We start from the raw sequence: 17,368 nt of genomic DNA on the forward strand, positions 1-17,368 counted from the left end.
GGTTGTGCCTGAACCGAAGAATGGCCCGACCCACGATATGCGTCGTCGGGGCCCAGAACAATACCAACAACACTACCCTGGAGATCGCCATGAGTGCGCCCGAAACATTGGCCGCCAAGGCTCCGCGCCGCGCCGGCCCGTTTGACTGGTACCGAGACATCAACCAGCAGGAGCGCCGGACATTCTGGAGCTGCAAGATAGGTTACGGCCTGGATGGCATGGACACCCAGATGCTCAGCTTCGTGATCCCGACCTTGATCGCGCTGTGGGGCATCACTTCCGCCGAAGCCGGCCTGATCCATACCAGTACCTTGCTGGCCTCCGCCCTGGGAGGCTGGATCGCCGGGATTCTTTCCGACCGCATCGGCCGGGTACGCACCCTGCAACTCACGGTACTGTGGTTTGCCGTCTTCACCTTTCTCTGCGGTCTTGCGCAGAACTACGAACAGTTGCTGATCGCCCGCACCTTGATGGGGTTTGGATTCGGCGGCGAGTGGACCGCCGGGGCGGTGTTGATCGGTGAAGTGATCCGCGCCAAGAACCGTGGCAAGGCGGTGGGCATGGTGCAGTCCGGCTGGGCCTTGGGCTGGGGGCTGACGGCGCTGCTGTATGCGCTGCTGTTCTCCTTGCTGCCGCCGGAGGACGCCTGGCGCGGGCTGTTTCTGCTGGGCATCCTGCCGGCGATTTTCGTGATCTTCGTTCGCCGCCTGGTCAAGGACCCCGAGGTCTACCGGGAAACCCGCGCGCGTGAAGCGCCAAGCAACCCGGCGCGGTTCTACGAGATCTTCGCCCCGGGGATTCTCAGCACCACCCTGCGCGCCTCCTTGCTGGCGGCAGGGGCCCAGGGTGGTTACTACGCCATCACCTTCTGGCTGCCGACCTATCTGAAGACCGAGCGCGGCTTGAGCGTGCTCAGTACCGGCGGCTACCTGGCCATGGTGATCGCCGGCTCCTACGTGGGCTATGTGATCAGCGCCTACCTGACGGATATTCTCGGCCGCAAGAAGAACTTCGTGCTGTTCGCCGCCGGCTCTTTCACCATTGTCCTGCTCTATACGCAAATGCCGGTGAGCAATGCCGTGATGCTCTGGCTGGGCTTTCCCCTGGGCTTCTTCGCTTCAGGCATTTTCAGCGGCATGGGGGCGTTCCTCACTGAGCTGTTCCCCACCCGTATCCGCGGTTCCGGCCAGGGTTTCTGCTACAACAGCGGCCGGGCGCTGGCGGCGCTGTTCCCGCTGCTGATCGGCCTGCTGAGCCAGCATGTACCCCTGAGCGTGGCCATCGGCAGCTTTGCCGCGGTGTCCTACGGCGTGGTGGTGCTGGCGGCCCTGAGCCTGCCGGAAACCCGCGGCAAGGAACTTGAGGCGCGCTAACTGATAATCTGCGCGGACATTGCGCGACAGCCCTGCAGCTGACCCACAACAAGAACCACAGGAGCACTGACCATGAGCCGCCTGTTATTGAATTGCGACATCGGCGAGAGCTTTGGCAACTGGACCCTGGGCCTGGATGCCGAGGTGATGCCCTTTATCGACTGCGCCAACATTGCCTGCGGCTTCCATGCCGGCGACCCGGGCATCATGCGCAAGACCGTGGCCCTGGCCCTGGCCAACGGCGTGCGCATCGGTGCGCACCCGGCCTATCAGGATCTGGCCGGTTTCGGCCGCCGCTCCATGAGCTATTCGCCCGAGGAGATTCGTGACCTGCTGCACTACCAGATCGGCGCGCTGGACGGCATCTGCCGGGCCCAGGGCGCGCGGGTCAGCTACGTCAAACCCCACGGCGCGATGTACAACGACATGATGGCCAAGCCGACCCAGTTGCGGGCGGTGATCCAGGCGGTGGCGGCCTACGACCCGCAACTGCCGCTGATGCTCATGGCCACGCGGGATAACAGCACGGCCCAGGCCCTGGGCAATGAATACGGCGTGACCCTGTGGTTCGAGGCCTTTGCCGACCGTGCCTACGACAACGCCGGGCATCTAGTGTCGCGGCAGTTGCCGGGCGCGGTGCATCATGATCCGCAGACCATTCTCCAGCAGGCCTTGACCATCGCTCGGGGCGACACCCTGACCGCCAGCGACGGCAGCGCCTTGCTGCTGCAGGCCGACACCCTGTGCGTGCATGGCGACAACGCCAGTTCGGTGGCCGCCGTGCAGCGCATTCGCGAGGCCTTGAACCAGCAGTCCGGCCTATGAAGCCACAGGTTGAAGTCGTCGCCATCGACTGCCTGATGGTGCGCTTGTTCGAGGTGATCGCCGAGGACAACATGCCCTGGATGCTGGCCGCCGCCCAAGGGCTGCGGCGGGCCTTTGGCGAGTCTCTGATCGACCTGGTGCCGTCCTATACCACGTTGATGGTGCATTACGACCTGCTGGCCCTGAGTCCGTCCGAGGCTCGGCAGCGGATCGCGGTCGCCTTGACCGATCTGGCGCCCAGTACCACTCAGGCCGGGCGCGAGCATGTGCTGCCGGTGTGGTACGACCTCAGTGTCGGGCCGGAACTGGCGCTGTTGTCCCGGCGCAGCGGGCTGTCGGTGCCTGAGGTGATCGAGCGTCACAGCCAGCGTGAATATCAAGTGTTCGCCCTGGGTTTCGCGCCCGGATTTGCCTTCATGGGGCTGGTGGAAGAGGCGCTGGCGGCGCCGCGGCTGAACACCCCGCGCAAGCGGGTGGCGGCGGGCAGTGTGGGGATCGCCGAACGCCAGACCGCCGCTTACCCGGTGGTATCGCCGGGGGGCTGGAACCTGATCGGCCGTACCCCGAGCCGCCTGTTCGATCGCGAGCGCGAAGGCTACAGCCTGATGCAGCCGGGGGACCGCGTGCGCTTTGCTGCCGTGGAGCGGGCCGAGTTCCTGCGCCTGGGGGGCGATGACACGCCGCTGGAGGTGTCGGCATGAGCCGCTTGATGATCGAGGCCAGCACCCCGCTGTGCCTGCTGCAGGATGCCGGGCGTTTTGGTGTGCGCCATTTGGGCGTGACCCAGGGCGGGGCGCTGGATTGGGTGTCGATGTCCTGGGCCAACTGGCTGCTGGGCAATGCCCTGGATGCGCCGGTGGTGGAAATCACCCTGGGCGGTTTCACCCTGTTGGCCGAGGACTATTGCCTGCTGGCCCTGGTCGGGGCCGATCTGGGGGCATATGTCGATGAGCGGCCTTTGAGCCCGGGACGCAGTTTCATCCTGCAAAAGGGCCAGCGCCTGCGTTTTACTCAACCTTTCTTCGGCGCCCGGGCCTACCTGGCAGCCCCTGGCGGATTTGACGCGCCCAAGGTGCTGGGCAGTTGCGCCAGTGTGTTGCGCGAAGCCTTGGGCGGCCCGGATGGTCATGGCCGGGCCCTGAGCGAGGGCGGGGCCTTGAGTTATTCGGGGACTGGCGGTGCGCTCAGGAGCTTGTCGGCTGCGCAGTTGCCGGATTGGCAATGCGCAGCACCCCTGGAGGTGATTCTGGGCGCGCAGATCGGCCAGTTCAGCGGTTTGAGCCTGTTCGACGCCTTCAACAGCACCTGGACCCTGGACAGCCGCGCTGATCGCATGGGCGCGCGCTTGCTGGGACCGACCTTGCAGTATCAGGGCCAGCCGATGATTTCCGAGGGCATTCCCCTGGGGGCGATCCAGGTGCCGCCGGACGGCCAGCCGATCATCCTGCTCAATGATCGGCAGACCATTGGCGGCTACCCGCGATTGGGGGCGTTGACCCCCTTGTCACTGGCGCGGTTGGCGCAGTGTTTGCCGGGCAGCGAGGTGCGATTGACGCCGGTGGTGCAGGAAACGGCGCATCGGCAGCAGGTGGCATTCTTGCGCAGGTTTGGGTAGTGGCTGAAGGCGGCCGCTTCGCGACCGTTCGCAGCCTGCGGCAGCGGCTACAGGGGATTTCCTGTAGCCGCTGTCGAGCCTTGGCGAGGCTGCGAAAAGGCCGCAAGGCCTTGCTTGACGGTCCCGCGCCGCTTACTTGGACAGGAAGCGCATGCCTTCTTCCAGGCCACGCAAGGTCAGCGGGTACATCTGGTCTTCGATCAACTCGCGAACGATGTTGGTCGAAGCGGTGTAGCCCCAGGTGTCTTTCGGGTAGGGATTGATCCAGATGAGCTTCTTGTACTTCTCCATGAAGCGCTGCATCCACACATAGCCGGCTTCTTCGTTCCAGTGCTCGACGCTGCCGCCGGCCTGGGTGATTTCGTAGGGCGCCATGGCGGCGTCACCGACGAAGATCACTTTGTAGTCGGCGCCGTACTTGTGCAGCAGGTCCTGGGTCGAGGTGCGCTCGGAACCGCGACGCAGGTTGTTCTTCCACACCGATTCATAGATGAAGTTGTGGAAGTAGTAGTACTCCAGGTGCTTGAACTCGGTCTTGCAGGCCGAGAACAGTTCCTCGCAGATCTTCACGTGGGCATCCATGGAACCGCCGATGTCGAACAGCAACAGCAGCTTGATGCTGTTGCGTCGCTCCGGGCGCATCTGGATGTTCAGCAACCCGGCATCCCGGGCGGTGTGGTCGATGGTGCCGTCGATGTCCAGCTCCTCCGCCGCACCCTGGCGCGCGAACTTGCGCAGCCGGCGCAGGGCCACCTTGATGTTGCGGGTGCCCAGTTCCACCGAGTCGTCGAGGTTCTTGTATTCGCGCTGGTCCCAGACTTTCACCGCCTTGCCCTGGCGCTTGCCGGCATCGCCGACGCGGATGCCTTCCGGGTTGAAACCGCCGGAGCCGAAGGGGCTGGTGCCGCCGGTGCCGATCCACTTGTTGCCGCCGGCGTGGCGTTCCTTCTGTTCTTCCAGGCGCTTCTTGAATTCTTCGATGAGCTTGTCCAGGCCGCCCAGGGACTGGATCTGCGCCCGCTCTTCATCGGTCAGCGAACGCTCGAACTCCTTGCGCAGCCAATCCTCGGGGATCAGCGCCTGCAGGTGGTCATCGAGCTTTTCCAGGCCATTGAAGTAGGCACCGAAGGCTCGGTCGAACTTGTCGAAATGCCGTTCGTCCTTCACCAGGATCGCCCGGGCGAGGTAGTAGAACTCGTCCATGTCGGCGAAGGTCACGCGCTGCTTGAGTGCGTTGATCAGGTCCAGCAGCTCGCGTACCGACACCGGCACCTTGGCCGCGCGCATTTCATTGAACAGGTTGAGCAGCATGGAATCAGCCTCTTAACGACTACCGCGACGGCTCATGAACGCCAGGCGCTCCAGCAGTTGTACGTCCTGTTCGTTCTTCACCAGGGCGCCGGCCAGGGGCGGGATGGCCTTGGTCGGATCGCGTTCGCGCAGCACCGCTTCGCCGATGTTGTCGGCCATCAAGAGCTTGAGCCAGTCCACCAGTTCCGAGGTCGAGGGCTTCTTCTTCAGGCCCGGCACCTTGCGCACATCGAAGAACACGTCCAGGGCTTCGCTGACCAGGTCTTTCTTGATGTCGGGGTAGTGCACGTCGACGATTTTCTGCAGGGTGGTGCGGTCGGGGAAGGCGATGTAGTGGAAGAAGCAGCGACGCAGGAAGGCGTCCGGCAGCTCTTTCTCGTTGTTGGAGGTAATGATGATGATCGGCCGCTGCTTGGCCTTGATGGTCTCGTCGATTTCGTAGACGTAGAACTCCATCTTGTCGAGCTCTTGCAGCAGGTCGTTGGGGAACTCGATGTCGGCCTTGTCGATCTCGTCGATCAAGAGGATCACCCGTTCCTCGGATTCGAAGGCTTCCCACAGCTTGCCTTTCTTCAGGTAGTTGCGGATGTCGTGGAGCTTGTCCACACCCAGCTGGGAGTCGCGCAGGCGGCTGACCGCGTCGTACTCATACAGACCCTGGTGGGCCTTGGTGGTGGACTTGATGTGCCAGGTGATCAGCTTGGCGCCAAAGGATTCGGCCAGTTGCTCGGCGAGCATGGTCTTGCCGGTGCCGGGTTCGCCCTTGACCAGCAGCGGACGCTCCAGGGTGATGGCGGCGTTGACTGCCAGCTTCAGGTCATCGGTGGCGACGTATGCGCTGGTGCCTTCGAACTTCATCTGCAATTCCTCGAACGGTGACGGCGAGCTGCCCGGGGCAGATCGATTGAATGGAGAGTGATGGCGCGACTATAACGCGGTGCCCGGTCGACTGTGAACGTGGACGCCCCATTCAGTCTCTGAATGGAGCGTCACGGGGTGACTCAGTCAGTCGAGGGCTTGGGTTGTTCGTAACGGGCATTGAAGGCCTGGATGAATCCATTGCGCAAAATCTGCAAAAACGCCTGGAATGCGCTGATATCTTGCTGGTGCACACTGCCGCTGAGTTCGACCCGGGTGGCGAACTGGTTCTTGTGCTGGTTTTTCAGCAGGTTTTCCCCGGCCCCCACCAAGGCTTCCCATACCGAGCGGAATATTCCTTTGTTGCGGTTCTCCACGTCCTGCTGCCAGTTGAAGACTTCCACGTCCCGCAGCAGCGGCTTGATATAGCCATGCAGTTGGCCCTTCTCGGCCTGGGCTTCGATCACCACGTCGCCGTGTCCGGCATTGAAGTCGAACTTGCCGTAGGCCGAGGCGAAGTCGTTGAAACGCTTGAGTTCGATACCCCGGGCCCGCAGACGGAATTCGAAGTCCTCGAAATTGCTCAGGGGGTCGAAGGTGGCGGTGCTTTCCATGGGGGCCTGGCCTTGCAGCAAGGCCTTGCCGTCGAAGCGCGCATCGCGTTTGCCCTGGGTATCCACCACGTTGGTCAGGTTGTAGAAACTGGCATTGACCTGGGTGGCGCCGATGTTCACCGGGGGAGTGGAGCTGAAGTTGCGAAAGTGGATCTTGCCGTCGCTGATCCGCAGCTCGTCGAGAGTGATGGGCAACAGCTTGCCCAGTTGCGCCCGCCAGTCGGTGCCTTCACCGGTCTGCGACGCTTGCTTGTCGGCGCCGCCATCGACGAAGTTCAGCTCCGGCTGGACGAACTGCACCTTGGCCACCACGGCGTGGTCGTACCACAGTGAATGCCAGCTCACCGCCAGGTCGATCTGCGGCGCCTTGACGAAGGGCACCGGTACCTTGCCGCTGACCTTGACGATCTCCAGCCCGTTGATGCGGTAGGCGCCGCGCCACAGGGCCAGGTCGATATCGCTGATCTGGCCACGGTAGTCGCCCATGTCCGCCAGTTTGTCATTCAGGTAGTCGCGCACCAGATAGGGCAGGGTGAAGTGCAGGGCCAGCAGCAGGACCAGCAGGCCGGCCAGTGTCCATAGGGGCCAACGGTAACGACGTTTCATGATCAGCAGTCTCCAGCCGTATAGAGGCATTGACTGCCTGGGGTCGCAGTCGTTCGGCGCGACTGGACGCTCAAAGGCACCAGGCATACCCTTGAGGACTTCTTCACTGCTGCATAAGGACCCAGCCATGAGCCGAATTTTTGCTGACAATGCCCATTCCATCGGCAATACGCCCTTGGTGCAGATCAACCGTATCGCCCCTCGCGGCGTAACCATCCTGGCCAAGATCGAAGGGCGTAACCCGGGCTACTCGGTGAAATGCCGGATCGGCGCCAACATGATCTGGGACGCGGAAAGTCGCGGCAAGCTCAAGCCGGGCATGACCATCGTCGAGCCCACTTCGGGCAATACCGGGATTGGTCTGGCCTTCGTCGCCGCTGCCCGTGGTTACAAGCTGATGCTGACCATGCCGGCGTCCATGAGCATCGAGCGGCGCAAGGTGCTCAAGGCCCTGGGGGCGGAGCTGGTCCTGACCGAGCCGGCCAAGGGCATGAAGGGCGCGATTGAAAAGGCGGCGGAAATTCTCGCCAGCGATCCGTCCAAGTACTTCATGCCGCAGCAGTTCGATAACCCGGCCAACCCGGCGATCCACGAGAAAACCACCGGTCCGGAAATCTGGAACGACACCGACGGCGCCGTGGATGTGCTGGTGGCTGGGGTCGGCACGGGTGGTACCATCAGCGGCGTGTCGCGCTATATCAAGAAGACCCAGGGCAAGCCGATCCTCTCGGTGGCGGTAGAACCTGCCACTTCGCCGGTCATCAGCCAGAAACTGGCCGGCGAAGAGATCAAGCCCAGCCCCCACAAGATCCAGGGCATCGGTGCCGGTTTCGTGCCCAAGAACCTGGATCTGGAAATGGTCGACCGGGTCGAGCTGGTGACCGACGAGGAATCCAAGGCCATGGCCCTGCGGTTGATGCAGGAAGAGGGGATTCTCTGCGGGATTTCCTGCGGCGCGGCAATGGCGGTGGCGGTGCGCCTGGCCCAGACCCCGGAAATGCAGGGCAAGACCATCGTGGTGATCCTGCCGGACTCCGGCGAGCGCTATCTGTCGAGCATGCTGTTCAGCGACCTGTTCACCGAGCAGGAAAACCAGCAGTAACGCACCTCGGGCATTCGCCGACAGGCGCCGGCTCGCCGGTGAATGCTGACCTACATCAGGCAAGGGCCTGGCCGCATATGCTACTTAAGCGCCTTTGTTGCACGCCCGTTAACACTGAATGTTGAGTCGTGCGGGTTTTTCCAGGGTCCAGGAGTGTTTATCATTGCCGGCTGCCAGGTTGGGTGAACACTCCCCCACACAGCCTGCACAGGTGCCTATTTCCAAGGAGTCGTTGCATGAGCTTTTCCTTTGCCGCCAAGTTCGCGGTGTTGTCGCTGTTCGTCGGCAGCATCCTTTACGTGCATCTGCGCGGCAAAGCGCGTCTGCCGGTACTGCGCCAGTTCGTCAACCATTCGGCGTTGTTTGCCCCCTACAACGCGCTGATGTATCTGTTTTCCGGAGTGCCTTCCAAGCCTTACCTGGACCGCAGCAAGTTCCCCGAGCTGGATATCCTGCGGGATAACTGGGAAGTGATCCGCGAGGAGGCCATGCATCTGTTCGATGAGGGGTATATCCGCGCGGCGGAGAAGAACAACGATGCCGGCTTCGGTTCCTTCTTCAAGAAGGGCTGGAAGCGTTTCTACCTCAAGTGGTACGACAAGCCCCTGCCGTCAGCGGCCGCGCTGTGCCCCAAGACCGTCGAGCTGGTGAGCGCCATTCCCAACGTCAAGGGCGCGATGTTCGCCCTGCTGCCCGGTGGCAGCCACCTGAACCCGCACCGCGATCCCTTTGCCGGCTCGCTGCGTTATCACCTGGGGTTGTCGACCCCCAACTCCGACGCTTGCCGGATCTTCGTCGATGGCCAGGAGTACGCCTGGCGCGACGGTGAAGACGTGATGTTCGACGAGACCTATGTGCACTGGGTGAAGAACGAAACCGAAACCACCCGGGTGATCCTGTTCTGCGACATCGAGCGTCCGCTGAGCAGCCCGCTGATGACGCGCATCAACCGCTGGGTCAGCGCCCAGTTGGGTCGTGCGACCGCGCCGCAGAACCTTGATGACGAGCGCGTCGGCGGGATTAACCAGGCCTATGCCTGGAGCAAGCGTTTCAGCGACAGCTTCAGCGGTGTGGTCAAGCAGTGGAAGCGCCGCAATCCCAAGCTCTACCGCATCCTGCGCCCGGTTCTGGCGGTGGTGGTGCTGGTGGTCTTGTGGAAGTGGCTGTTCGGATAAATCTTGCAATGAATATCGGGCGCCGGTTACATTCGGCGCTCGATGAGTCAGCCGACTCATGGTTTTTTCCCTTCAAGAAAGATCAGCTCATGGCCTTTTCCCCTCTCAACGCGGTAGTGGTTTCAGCGGTCAACGCTGGCGTCGTGCCGTGCGGGAATCAGCAGCCTGTGCAGATCGGTCAGTACCCCCCACCTGTCAGTAGCACGCCGGTGTACGCAGTCGTATCACCGCCGGGCGTTGGCTTTTCGGGCTGATCAGCAATCGCTGCTGTTCCCTGTGCCCGCCTGAACCAAACACTACTGAACTTCAGCCTTGGCTGAATTGGCTTCTTGCCTGATTACAGGTGGTTTTCATGTTGCTCATTTCCAAAAAGTCCGCACTTGCGGCGGCTTCCACGAGCCTGTTCGTCCTGCTCTGGAGCAGTGGCGCGATCTTCTCCAAATGGGGCCTGACCCAGGCTTCGCCCTTTGCCTTCCTGCTGCTGCGTTTCATCATCGCGCTGATGGGCCTGGTGCTGCTGATGCCCCTGCTCAAGCTCAGGTTGCCCCAGGGGCGCCGGGCCGTGGGCTTTGCCATGGCCACCGGCCTGGTGCTGCTGGGGGCCTACCAGATCTTCTACATCCTGGCCCTGGACCTGAAGGTCACCCCTGGCGTCATGGCCACCATCATGGGGGTGCAGCCGATCCTCACCGTGGTGCTGATGGAGCGCCAGCGTTCCTGGAGCCGCCTGTTCGGCCTCAGTCTGGGGCTCACCGGGCTGATCATGGTGGTCTACCAGGGCATCGGTCTGGCGGGGATATCCGTCTCCGGCATGCTCTGTGGCCTGCTGGCCCTGGTCAGCATGACGGCCGGTTCGATCATGCAGAAACGCATCACCGACAACCCCTTGGGCACCCTGCCGGTGCAGTACCTGGCGGGCCTGTTGTTGTGTGCGCTGTTCGTGCCGTTCCAGCCGTTTCACTTCGAGTACAGCGCCGGCTTCGTGATTGCGCTGCTGTGGATGGGGTTGGTGGTGTCGGTACTGGCCACACTGCTGCTGTACCGCTTGATCGCTCAGGGCAACCTGGTGAATGTCACCAGCCTGTTCTATCTGGTGCCGGCGGTGACCGCATTGATGGACTTTATCTTTTTCGGCAATCGTCTGGCCTGGCTGAGCCTGATGGGCATGGGCCTGATCATTGTCGGCCTGGTCTTCGTGTTCCGTAAGAGCGCCTGATAGTTACGGGCGACGATCTTCGCGGTGGTTGTCCAGACCTGCGGCCGAGCGCAATGCTCGGTCGCTTTTGCCCATTATTGATTCAATTAATGATCGACTATAAGCATGAATAGTGGCTAGATGCCACTATCGTCGTGTAGTTCTTTGCCGGTCAATAAAGGTCTGATTTCAAACCTTGTATGTGCACGTAATGAGCGACTGAAGCGAACCCTCAAGGTTCTTTTGATAACCAGATGCTTAGACTTTTTTGTTGGTATTCCAAATTAGTCCATCAGACAAACCTTAAAAGCTAAAGCCGGTACCTAGACTGACGACATAGTCCTTAAACAAAGGAGAGTCAGTATGAACGCAACGTTCGCTTCAACCGCTTTCGGTTTGCTTTTGGGACTGTCGAGCAGTTGTTTCGCCGCTGCTCCCGTGGCACAGGGGGTCATCCGCTTTACCGGCAGTATCGTTGAGAGCCATTGCACCACCAGCGCCGCCAGCACAGGGCTTAGCCTACGCCAGTGTCCTCAAGGCTCGCGCGGCACCGCAATCGACGTAGCCCGTGTGGGAGCCGTGGCCAGCGTCAGCGCTTCGGATCATTCCGCCGTCAAGGTCAAGCTCTTGGCCGACAGCGGTTCCCAGGGCCGCTACTACAACCAGCACTATGCCTTTGTTGATCAGGCCGGCAAGGCCGTAACCTCCGGCACCTACCTGATTACCCTGAACGTTCCTTGAGCCCCTTGCTGGCACTCAGTCTCGGTTCAACCCATGTTCCTTGCGAACCGAGTTCATGAAGGCCTGCATCGCCGACGACTGGATGCGGTGCCGCCGGGTGATCAACCCGAAGGGCGGCAACCGCGCCTCGAACTGGATCGGCAGCACCGCCAACAGGTGACGCCCGGGATAGTCCTCGACTACCGAAACCGGTGTAACACCGATCATGTCGGTCTGCTGCACCAGGGACAGCAAGGTCATGATCGAGGTGGTCTCGACGATGCTGCTGGGGATGTCGACCCGGGCGTTGTGGAACACTTGGTTGATGATCGAGCGCATGGGGCTGGGATGCTGTTGCAGCACCCAGGTTTCGTTCTGCAATTGTGCCCAGCTCAAGTGCGTGGCTTGTGCCAGTGGATTCTGCGCCCCAGCGATCACGCACAGGGCCTCTTCACCCAGGCTGTCGAAGAGCAGTTCCTCGGCCCGTGCGCCAGCGGGGATCCTGCCCAGGACGATGTCCAGTTGATCCTGCAATAACGCCTGTACCAGCACATCGCTGGTGTCTACCTGAATGCTCATGGACAGCCGGGGGTGACTCTGCTTGAGGGTCGCGATGGTCCGCGTCAGCAGTCCTGAGGCCAGGGCTGGAATGGCCCCCACCGCAACCCGCCCGAGGTTGCCGGATTCCAGGGCTACCAGTTCCTCGCGCATGCCACTGAGTTCGGCGAAGACCATCTGGGCGTAGTAGATCACCGTCTCGCCGAAGGGCGTGGAGCGCATGCCCCGAGGCAGGCGTTCGAACAGCTCGACCCCCAGCAGGTCCTCGGCCTCATGGAGCATCTTGGTCGCGGCTGGCTGGGTCATGCCGATGTTGTCCGCAGCGCGGCGCAGAGAGCCGAACTCCTGCAGGGCCAGCATCAGTCGTAATTGGCGCAGGCGTAGGCGACTGTGAATCATGTTGGCATCAGGAATCTTGGTCATAGGGCCGGGCTCGCAGTAAGAGGCAGCGGCAAGCCTGACAATAAATGCCAGGCGTTGCCAGGAGTAGCATTCAAGGGGAGGAATGACTGTCGGCCGGACTCTGCGAGCGGCCCTTGACCACGTGTTGCAAGGCCGTAGACAGCAGGGGCCAGAACAGTATGATCAGCGCCGCCGTGGTCAGGCTGCCCACCAGCGGGTTGGACCAGAAGATCCCCAATTGCCCGTCGGAGAACAGCATCGATTGGCGGAAGGCATCCTCGGCCTTGTCTCCCAGTACTGCCGCCAGCACCAACGGCGCGATGGGGTAGCCGAGCTTTTTGAACAGGTAGCCCAGGGCGCCGAAGCCCAGCATCAGCACCACGTCGAAGAAGGCGTTGTGCACCGAGTAGGCACCAATGGCGCAGACCATGATGATGATCGGCGCAATGATCGAGAAAGGAATCCGCAGGATCGAGGCGAACAGCGGCACGGTGGCCAGCACCACGATCAGGCTGACCACGTTGCCCAGGTACATGCTGGCGATCAGGCCCCAGACGAAATCGTGCTGCTCGACAAACAGCGTCGGCCCCGGGTGCAGGCCCCAGATCATTAGCCCGCCGAGCATCACCGCGGCGGTGGCAGAACCGGGAATGCCCAGGGTCAGCATCGGCAGCAGGGCGCTGGTACCAGCAGCGTGGTCGGCGGTTTCCGGGGCGATCACGCCTTCGATCTCACCCTTGCCGAAGTGCTCGCGGTGCCTGGAGAAGCGCCGTGCCAGGCTGTAGCCCATGAACGAGGCTGCGGTGGGGCCGCCGGGTGTGATGCCCATCCAGCAGCCCACCAGGGTGCTGCGCACCAGCGTCAGCCAATAGCGCGGCAAGCGCGCCCAGGTACGCAGGATGATCATCGGCGTGATCCGCGCGTGCTCGCCACGGAACACCTGGCCTTCCTCCACGGTGCAGAGGATCTCGCCAATGCCGAACAGACCGATCACCGCCACTTCAAAGCTGATGCCGGTCATCAGCATCGGCTGGTCGAAGGTCAGTCGCAGGTTGCCCGACACCGTGTCCATGCCCACCGCGGCCATGGCGAAGCCGAGCATCATCGCCACCAGGGTTTTTAGCGGCGGGTTCTTGCTCATGCCAATGAACGTGCAGAACGCCAGCAGGTACACGGCGAAGAATTCCGGTGAGCTGAAGGACAGGGCGAACTCGGCAATCCGCGTCGACAGGAAGGTCAGCAGCAGCACGCCGCAGAGGGCACCGATCAGTGCCGAACTGAAGGCTGCGGTCAGGGCCTCGGCCGCCCGACCCTGGCGGGCCATGGGGTAGCCGTCGAAGGTAGTGGCCACCGATGAGGGCTCACCGGGAATGTTGAACAGGATCGAGGTGATCGAACCGCCGAACAACGCCCCCCAGTACATGCACGAAAGCAGGATAATCGCCGCCACCGGCGTCATGCTGAAGGTCAGCGGCAGTAACAGAGCGACACCGTTGGGCGCGCCGAGCCCGGGCAGCACTCCCACCAGGATACCCAGCAGTACGCCCACCACCATCAGTCCGATATGGCCGGGGGTGAGGATCAGGTTCATGCCTTGCAGCAGGGAGTCGAATTCGCTCATTTCAGGCGACTCCCGGCCAGGGCCAACCAGTCGCCCAGCGGCCCGGCATCCAGCGGCACCTTGAACCACAGGGCGAAGATCAGGTAGCTGGCCAGCACTGCTCCGAAGGACACGCCACCGATCATCCATCTGCCATAAGGCCGGGCCCGCAACCGGTCGCGCCACATGAACCAGGCGATGAACAGCGCTGAGGCCAGGTAGATGCCGGTGAACGGCATGGCCGCAACGAACAGGGCAATGGGAATGAACACCGAGAGCACCTGGACGAACGCCTTGCGGCTGACGAAGGCCAGGCCCAGGGCGTGCCAGCGCAGCCCGGTGAGCAGGGCGTTGGCGGCGCTGGCGCCACTGAGCAGCAGGCCGATGTAGAACGGGAAATACCCAGGCTGGGGGCCGGCGTCGCCCCAGCCGATGCCTTGTTCGAGGCTACCGAGCATCACCGCGGCGCCGATCAGGGCGGTGAACAGGGCCAGCCCGAGTTCGACCCAGCGGGTGCCCAGGAGTGATGATGAATTTGCGCAATGGGACATGCTTGCACCTCCGAAAAAAGGGCGAGCGGCAGCGGCCCTGCCTGAGTCTCAGGCGGGGCGGGGCCGCCCGCGGGATCAGTCGCGCAGCCAGCCGGCTTCCTTGAAGACCGGGGTCACCCGTGCAGTGTCCTGCTCGATGTAGGCGTTCAGTGGCTCGCCTTCGAGAAAGGTCGGCACCAGGGCGTTCTGGCTCACATAGGCCTTGAATTCCGGAGCCTGGGTGACCTTGCGCAGCAGCTCGACGTAGAACGCCCGCTGCTCGGCACTGACCCCGCCGGGCATGAACACGGTGCGCGGGAAGCGGTACTGGTCGATCCCCAGGCCTTGGGAGTGGCAGGTGGGAATGTCTGACCAGGAGCGTTCGCCGGCGACCTTGTCGGTGTACTGCATGGGCTCGCGGCTGAACACACACAGTGGCCGGACCTGATTGCCGCGCCATTGGCTGATGCTTTCTGCGGGATTGTTGACGTTGCTGGCGATGTGTTTGCCCGCCAACTGGGTGGCCGCCTCACTGCCGCTCTTGAAGGGGATGTAGGTCAGCTTGCTGCCGATGGTGCGGTTCAGCAGCAGGGTCAGGGTCTGGTCGACGTCCTTGGACTGGCTGCCGCCCATGCGCAGCTTCGGCTCGGTTTTGACTGCCTCATAGAAAGCCTTGGCGTCTTTCCAGGGCGCGTCCTGGTAGGTCCAGAGGATGAAGTCGTCCTCGGCCAGGGCGGCCACCGGCGTCAGCTCCTGCCACTGGTAGCCGAGTTTGGCCACTAGCGGCAGCAAGTAGATGTTGTTGGTGCCGATCACCAGCTTGCCTGGATCGCCCTGGGCCATCTTCAGGTCAAGGAAGGCCTCCGCGCCGTTGCCTCCCCCCTTGTTCAGGACCACGGTGTTGACGTCCAGCAGCTTGTGGGTGGTGATGATTGACTGGATCAGTCGGCCGAGTTGGTCGGTACCGCCTCCGGGGCCACCGGCGATTACGATCTCGACGTTCTTTTCCGGCTGCCAGGCCAGGGCGGGCAGGGCGCAGAGCAGGCTGGCGCCGAGCAATAGGCGTGACGTGCGACGAACGAAGGTTGAGCGCATGGTAGAGCCTCTGGTTCTTGTCGTTGTTATGAGTGGCTTGTCCGTGGCCTGAGGCCGCAAGCCTGGAACCGAGTGTGGGAAGCCGGTGGCACGACGTCTACTCAAAACATGAGATACACCGATAGCCTGGGGTTATAGATCGACGGGTCGGCGCAGCGGGGAAGACGCTGAAACAGGCGGTTCAGAGCCTTTTGTGAGCGGTGGTTGGAAAATACCGTAGAGCTTCGGAGTTCTCTGAATCCCTTGTAGGCATATCTTCCAGCTATCGGTGTATCTCAAGTTTTGATTAGACGGTTATCTCCAGGGCCTCGATAGTGCCCCCACGTGGCGCTGTCCCAGTCGAGCGCTGCATGCATTACAACAATTTCAAACACAGGGTCGCCGATCTGCCACGGGCCGATCAGCAGCGCCTGTTCTACAGCAATGCGCAACAGCTCTTCCGTTGCGAGCCGGGCGTGGATGCGCGCCCCGAGCCTGAACCTGCAAGGAGTGAAGCATGAGCAAGAGCACCATCGCCATGGTCCTGGGGGACCCGGCTGGCATCGGCCCGGAACTCATTGCCCGGTTGTTGAGCCAGCCCCAGGTGCGGGCCCAGGCCAAGGTGATCCTGATTGCCGATGAAGCAGAAATGCGTCGCGGCATGGACATCGCCGGGTGCGAGTTTGCCTATCGCAAGGTCAGTACCCTGGAGTCGTTGGCGTTCACTGACGACACGCCGCTGTTCTATGATTTTCGCGGCAATGCAGTAGGCGAGTTTGCGCGCCGCCAAGCCAGCGCCGTGGGTGGGCGTTATTGCCTTGACACCCTCGAAGTGGCCCTGGGCCTGACCCGTGACGGGACCACCGACGCGGTGCTGTTCGGCCCCTTGAACAAGACCTCGCTGCACATGGCCGGTATGGCCCACAGCGATGAGCTGCACTGGTTCGCTGAGCGGTTGGACTTCCACGGGCCGTTCTGTGAGTTCAACGTCCTCGACAACCTCTGGACCTCACGGGTGACCTCCCATGTGGCCCTGGCCGAGGTGCCGGGCCTGCTCAGCCAGGCGCGAGTGCTGGAGGCCATCCAACTGATCGACCAGGCCCTCAAACGCAATGGTCTGGCACGGCCGCGCATCGGCGTCTGCGGTCTCAATCCGCACAATGGCGACCATGGCTCTTTTGGTCGCGAGGAGCTGGATATCATCGGCCCGGCAGTGAAGACCGCCCAGGCCCTGGGTATCGGCGCTGACGGGCCTTATCCGGCTGACACCATCTTCCTCAAGGTCCAGGGCGACGCCAGTGCCTTCGACGCGGTGGTGACCATGTACCACGACCAGGGGCAGATCGCGATCAAGCTCATGGGCTTTTCCCGTGGCGTCACCGTGCAGGGCGGCTTGCCTATTCCCATCACCACGCCGGCCCACGGTACGGCGTTCGATATTGCCGGGCAGGGCAAGGCCAATGCCGGCGCCATTGGCCAGGCCTTCGAGATCGCCTGCCGCATGGGCGCCCACCGCCACTGATCGCAGCGTTTGCTTGCTCGCGCATTCCCATGCCTAGGCATGGGAATGCTTTCTGGCATCCGCCGTTTGCCGGAACGCCTGGGCCGGCATGGCTGTAGGAGCCGGCTGGCCGGCGAAAGGCAGGCGCTCTCTCTGATAACCCTGAAAGGCAATAAAAGGTCTCTTGCGATCACCGGTGGTTATCGCTGGATACCCATAAGTGATTAGCCGGTGCTGTCGGCGCTGGCTAAAGTCGCCCCATCGATTGAGCGGCTGCCAGCGACTCCCTCAAGCGATCGAACAACTACA

Annotated in this window: 16 protein-coding genes and 1 pseudogene; 10 read left to right on the top strand and 7 right to left on the bottom strand. The window is 62.4% G+C overall.

Annotated features, from left to right (window positions below; genetic code table 11):
* The first annotated feature begins 89 nt into the window (after positions 1 to 89).
* From LOY69_RS07535 to LOY69_RS07550, 4 genes are all read left to right on the top strand, one after another.
* Complete coding sequence (locus LOY69_RS07535) at positions 90 to 1,373, top strand: MFS transporter (RefSeq protein WP_253083923.1); 1,284 nt, start codon at positions 90 to 92, stop codon at positions 1,371 to 1,373.
* A gap of 72 nt (positions 1,374 to 1,445) precedes the next feature.
* Positions 1,446 to 2,198, top strand: coding sequence for a 5-oxoprolinase subunit PxpA (locus tag LOY69_RS07540; protein ID WP_265074334.1), 753 nt, complete (start codon positions 1,446 to 1,448; stop codon positions 2,196 to 2,198).
* The gene (pxpB, locus tag LOY69_RS07545) at positions 2,195 to 2,899 is read left to right on the top strand and encodes a 5-oxoprolinase subunit PxpB (RefSeq protein ID WP_265074335.1); all 705 of its coding nucleotides are present in this window, start codon (positions 2,195 to 2,197) and stop codon (positions 2,897 to 2,899) included. Before LOY69_RS07540 ends, pxpB begins: the two co-directional genes overlap by 4 nt.
* The gene (locus tag LOY69_RS07550; protein ID WP_265074336.1) at positions 2,896 to 3,813 is read left to right on the top strand and encodes a biotin-dependent carboxyltransferase family protein; all 918 of its coding nucleotides are present in this window, start codon (positions 2,896 to 2,898) and stop codon (positions 3,811 to 3,813) included. Before pxpB ends, LOY69_RS07550 begins: the two co-directional genes overlap by 4 nt.
* A gap of 132 nt (positions 3,814 to 3,945) precedes the next feature.
* On the opposite strand, the gene LOY69_RS07555 is transcribed toward LOY69_RS07550, so the two are convergent.
* The 3 genes from LOY69_RS07555 to LOY69_RS07565 all read right to left on the bottom strand — a co-directional run bounded on the left by LOY69_RS07555 (position 3,946) and on the right by LOY69_RS07565 (position 7,202).
* Positions 3,946 to 5,124: a vWA domain-containing protein gene (locus LOY69_RS07555; protein ID WP_110651922.1), complete on the bottom strand. Its 1,179-nt coding sequence runs from the start codon at positions 5,122 to 5,124 to the stop codon at positions 3,946 to 3,948.
* A 12-nt stretch (positions 5,125 to 5,136) separates the two neighbouring features.
* Positions 5,137 to 5,982 (bottom strand): AAA family ATPase, encoded by an 846-nt coding sequence (locus tag LOY69_RS07560; RefSeq protein ID WP_265074337.1) that lies wholly within the window; start codon positions 5,980 to 5,982, stop codon positions 5,137 to 5,139.
* 143 nt (positions 5,983 to 6,125) lie between these two features.
* Positions 6,126 to 7,202 (bottom strand): DUF748 domain-containing protein, encoded by a 1,077-nt coding sequence (locus tag LOY69_RS07565; RefSeq protein WP_265074338.1) that lies wholly within the window; start codon positions 7,200 to 7,202, stop codon positions 6,126 to 6,128.
* 127 nt (positions 7,203 to 7,329) lie between these two features.
* Here LOY69_RS07565 and cysK point away from each other — a divergent pair, with 127 nt between their 5' ends.
* From cysK to LOY69_RS07585, 4 genes are all read left to right on the top strand, one after another.
* Complete coding sequence (gene cysK, locus LOY69_RS07570; RefSeq protein ID WP_102861654.1) at positions 7,330 to 8,304, top strand: cysteine synthase A; 975 nt, start codon at positions 7,330 to 7,332, stop codon at positions 8,302 to 8,304.
* A 236-nt stretch (positions 8,305 to 8,540) separates the two neighbouring features.
* On the top strand, positions 8,541 to 9,479 hold the full coding sequence (locus LOY69_RS07575; RefSeq protein WP_102878768.1) for an aspartyl/asparaginyl beta-hydroxylase domain-containing protein: 939 nt from the start codon (positions 8,541 to 8,543) through the stop codon (positions 9,477 to 9,479).
* 352 nt (positions 9,480 to 9,831) lie between these two features.
* Positions 9,832 to 10,695, top strand: a complete 864-nt coding sequence (locus LOY69_RS07580) for a DMT family transporter (protein ID WP_110651924.1) — start codon at positions 9,832 to 9,834, stop codon at positions 10,693 to 10,695.
* 342 nt (positions 10,696 to 11,037) lie between these two features.
* Positions 11,038 to 11,415 (top strand): hypothetical protein, encoded by a 378-nt coding sequence (locus tag LOY69_RS07585; RefSeq protein ID WP_102861657.1) that lies wholly within the window; start codon positions 11,038 to 11,040, stop codon positions 11,413 to 11,415.
* A gap of 15 nt (positions 11,416 to 11,430) precedes the next feature.
* On the opposite strand, the gene LOY69_RS07590 is transcribed toward LOY69_RS07585, so the two are convergent.
* From LOY69_RS07590 to LOY69_RS07605, 4 genes are all read right to left on the bottom strand, one after another.
* Complete coding sequence (locus tag LOY69_RS07590) at positions 11,431 to 12,375, bottom strand: LysR family transcriptional regulator (protein ID WP_102878770.1); 945 nt, start codon at positions 12,373 to 12,375, stop codon at positions 11,431 to 11,433.
* Between the two features lie 70 nt (positions 12,376 to 12,445).
* Positions 12,446 to 13,975: a tripartite tricarboxylate transporter permease gene (locus LOY69_RS07595; protein ID WP_265074339.1), complete on the bottom strand. Its 1,530-nt coding sequence runs from the start codon at positions 13,973 to 13,975 to the stop codon at positions 12,446 to 12,448.
* A complete protein-coding gene (locus tag LOY69_RS07600) occupies positions 13,972 to 14,505 on the bottom strand; it encodes a tripartite tricarboxylate transporter TctB family protein (RefSeq protein ID WP_102878772.1) in 534 nt (177 codons plus the stop codon). The genes LOY69_RS07595 and LOY69_RS07600 overlap by 4 nt, the downstream gene beginning before the upstream one ends.
* 75 nt (positions 14,506 to 14,580) lie before the next feature.
* Positions 14,581 to 15,579 carry a Bug family tripartite tricarboxylate transporter substrate binding protein gene (locus LOY69_RS07605; protein ID WP_110595107.1) on the bottom strand — a complete coding sequence of 333 codons (999 nt, stop codon included), beginning with the start codon at positions 15,577 to 15,579 and terminating at the stop codon, positions 14,581 to 14,583.
* A gap of 356 nt (positions 15,580 to 15,935) precedes the next feature.
* On the opposite strand from LOY69_RS07605, the pseudogene LOY69_RS07610 reads away from it, so the two are divergent.
* Positions 15,936 to 16,079 (top strand): annotated as a pseudogene (locus LOY69_RS07610) (thioesterase); the annotation flags it as partial.
* Positions 16,076 to 17,080 (top strand): 4-hydroxythreonine-4-phosphate dehydrogenase PdxA, encoded by a 1,005-nt coding sequence (locus tag LOY69_RS07615; RefSeq protein ID WP_102878774.1) that lies wholly within the window; start codon positions 16,076 to 16,078, stop codon positions 17,078 to 17,080. The pseudogene LOY69_RS07610 and the gene LOY69_RS07615, both read left to right, overlap by 4 nt.
* The last annotated feature ends 288 nt before the right edge of the window (positions 17,081 to 17,368 follow it).

The organism is Pseudomonas sp. B21-059 (assembly GCF_026016285.1).
Lineage (GTDB): Bacteria > Pseudomonadota > Gammaproteobacteria > Pseudomonadales > Pseudomonadaceae > Aquipseudomonas > Aquipseudomonas danubii.